The 3,623-nt window shown below is 49.1% G+C and carries 2 protein-coding genes; one reads left to right on the top strand and one right to left on the bottom strand.

Annotation, left to right across the window (positions count from 1 at the left end; all coding sequences use genetic code 11):
• Positions 1-2,548 (top strand): WG repeat-containing protein (locus BIS11_RS13080; RefSeq protein WP_253586221.1); only part of this gene is annotated, 2,548 nt, incomplete at its 5' end.
• 253 nt (positions 2,549-2,801) lie between these two features.
• Here BIS11_RS13080 and BIS11_RS13075 read toward each other — a convergent pair.
• A partial coding sequence (locus BIS11_RS13075) for a helicase-related protein (RefSeq protein WP_301286461.1) occupies positions 2,802-3,623 on the bottom strand: 822 nt, incomplete at its 5' end.

Raw genomic sequence — 3,623 nt, 5'->3', positions numbered from 1 at the left:
CGACATTGAAGCGAGCATGGAGCGCGTCTGGATCAGTTTTGATCGCGAGAGCCAGCGCGCCGAAATCTACATGGAAGCGCAGGCCGAGCCGCTACGTTACGACTTCGATTTCGAGAATCAGCAGGCGACGAGTCCGGATAACCCTTCCGCTAGAATTCAGTTTGAAACGCCCGAGCAGTTCGTGTTGATCCATGGTGAACCGTTTGAAGTGGCGTTTACCTTTTATCAGATCGATGAAGATGACACCGAATTTGCCGCGTTGCAATCGGCCAGAGATGAGTGGCTGGGGAATAAAAATGCGGCGTTGGACGAACGTGGAGCGCACCTCGCCGAACTGTTCGAGGTCGAGCCTCTTGCATTGGATACGTCTGACGAGGTGGCCTGGGACCTACCTTATGTATTCGACATGCCGAATGACTGGGATGTTAGAGTCGCGTCCCTTGACATATCTGATTTATTAAAGCCTGAAGCTCTCGTTTTCTCGACTGATTTTGGGGTGCCAACTCTATTAGTAGGAAAACTGGCAACTGACTCTGACACCTTTCGTCAAAGCGTTATCTCGCCAAACGATATACAGGAAACAATTGAACTAGAGGGACCTGACCGCTCACTAACGGTTTTCATGAATCAAGAGGGTAATCTCGGCCTGGTCGGTACTATAGATAATGATCAGGATGCCACAAGTTTCTGGCTCATGGAGCCCAATGACTTTGGTGTTACTAGAGATATTCAACAACTTATTGCAATGTTTTATACCATACGTGTGATGAGCTCTCCTGAAGAACATATCTCATTCACTGATCCTGATACTTGGCCACACTATCGTTTAACCGAAGAGAGTGAGCGAATATTAAATGATCGCCTTCGCGTAACGCTCTCTTTGGAAGAAATGTTAGGCTTGATGGGTGGCCAAGTTAGGGCCACCACGTTCGATGAAGACCGTAGGCGCTCATATCCCGACTTGAACATCACCCTTGTGGATGCAGAACCGCAGCCGATATCATCCATGCCTCCTTTGATCACCTTAGGTAGCCCTGATGAAGGAGAAATAATACTTTGGGAGGACGGTAATCATATAATGTGTCAAGCATCGCTGTCTTTACCTATTCTCTCTAATGAACTTGAAGAAATAGCTTATATTCGAATTTCCGAACACGTAAACCATTATAGTGATGACGGTCCGGATTTTTCCCGATTTGAATATTGCATTTCTGCTTGGCGTGCACTTCAGAACTTCAATGGAACATTTGAAAACGATTTTATAACAGATACCCCTATGCTCGCTCGCGCACTTGGCGAGGCTACGACGGCTACTTCAAGGGATGATTATATATTTGTAACAAAAAAATTCGACAATGAAAATTTACAAGGCCTAATCTCAGACAAAGGAGAAACTATCCTTCCTATTGCTTACAAACGCATTAACATTCAACCTAATTTTATTATAGCTCAAGATTCTCAAGGAAAACGTATCCTTTCCAAAGACGGTGAAGAAATTTTGCCATGGCCGCTCATAGCTTTTGATCCTTTAAAAGGATGCGAGGGATATTACATTTTCGTTCATTCCAATGATCAGGGTGAATGGCGCAAAGGTATTTTTGATATAAACAATCAAAAAATCATACTTCCGCCAGAGTTTCGCTCTATCTATTACGAAGAGGATAGAGATCTTTTATTGGTTGAATATGCTGATCGAAGTAAAGCGCTGTTATCAGTACAAGGAGAGCTATTTAGCGAACGTTATGCATCTCTTCACCCTTTAAGAAACACTCCTAACTATTTAGTTGAAAGCGATGAGGAAGAGATATGGTACATTGTAAATGATCAGCTTGAAACAACATCAGAAATGTATTCTTATGCGAGAATAAACCGATTCGCTCAATTGATTTACGTAAAATTTCCTGAAGATTCTTCTAGTGAGTCTAGCCTTATAGATGCGTATATTGACTATCACGGTAATCGTATTCTCTCAGATGAAATGACTCAGGAATATGCTCCTTCTGATGACGGCTATATAACAGCCTGGGTCGAAAGAAAGCCTTTTTTCGGTATTCTGGGAAATCCAGAACAGCGTTGGGGCCTGGTTGACCGTACGGGTGAAACAGTCATTCCTTTTGAATATGAGAAAATTCATCAGGCGCGCGAAGGAGTTGTACCTGTCCGGCGTAATGAAAAATTTGCAGTTTTTTCTGTCAATGGCTCTCAATTAACCGATTTCGAATGGGGTAACTTAACACCCAGTTTCTCAGGTGGACTCATGGCGCAATTATATTCACAGGATACCTGGCAACTCATTGACCATGAAGGAAATTTAAGAAACCAACTTATCTTTGACGAACGCCCTACTCATACCGTTCTTGAGCATCATGATACTGGTATGCAGATAGATGCGTTCATTACACGACATGAACAACGATATGGCCTTATCTCAGCTGCGGGTGAAATTTTGGTTCCCTTTGACTACACGTCAATAGGCTCAAATATATTTGATCCTATATTCTTCGGTCTAAATGGTACCGAGAAGCGTTATCCTGATGACTTCAGATAACGACAACGCATTCGGTAAAGGCGCCTGTATCACTGGCCATTTACGGTGTCACTGAACGAATCTCTGGTTCGTCGTCTTTTATCAAGGGCCACACGGTTGCGTATGGTGAGCAATAAAACCGTTTTGGCATATCGTTAGTGTAATTTGCCGAGAATACAGCATCTGTCCCGTTGGGGCAGATGCTGTATTCGGCATCCACACTTGCGCGGAATTTAAAGATCCCGTTGGAACGAGCTTTACATGGTTTACTGTATTACACCTGCCCGTAACGCCCGGCGGCTTCGCCAAGCCAGCGGCGTACCAGCACGGCGGTGGCGGCCTTGTCCGCCTGCAGCGACTGGGCGAGTGCGGTGACGCGCTCCAGCAGGTCGCCGTCGCGCTCGAGATCGGCGATCTTCATCTGGGCAAGGCCGGTCTGGCGGGTGCCGAGCACCTCACCGGGGCCGCGGATTTCCAGGTCCTTCTCGGCGATGCGAAAGCCGTCGGTGGTTTCGCGCATCACGCCCAAACGCTCCTTCGAGCTTTTCGACAGCGGCGGGTGGTAGAGCAGCACGCAGAAGCTCTCTGTACTGCCCCGCCCGACTCGCCCGCGAAGCTGATGAAGCTGGGAAAGTCCGAGGCGCTCCGGGTTCTCGATGATCATGAGACTCGCGTTGGGTACATCCACGCCGACCTCGATCACCGTGGTGGCCACCAGCAGGTCGAGCTCGCCGGCCTTGAACGCCGCCATCACCTCGGCCTTTTCCGCCGCCTTCATGCGCCCGTGAACGAGGCCGACGGCGAGCTCCGGCAGTGCCTCGGTCAACTCCTCCCGGGTGACCTCGGCAGCCTGGCACTGCAGCACCTCGGACTCCTCGATCAAGGTGCACACCCAGTAGGCCTGGCGGCCGTCGCTGCAGGCGCGGCGAATGCGCTCGACCACTTCCGGGCGGCGCTCATCAGACACCACCACGGTCTTGACCGGCGTGCGCCCGGGCGGCAGCTCGTCGATGACCGAGACGTCGAGATCCGCGTAGGCGCTCATGGCCAGCGTCCGGGGAATCGGCGTGGCGGTCATGATCAGTTGGTGCGGGGT

The sequence above is a fragment of the Halomonas sp. 707D4 genome (assembly GCF_024158685.1).
Lineage (GTDB): Bacteria > Pseudomonadota > Gammaproteobacteria > Pseudomonadales > Halomonadaceae > Vreelandella.
Note: the sequence above shows the minus strand (reverse complement) of the source record. Positions and strands in the feature narration are given on the sequence as shown.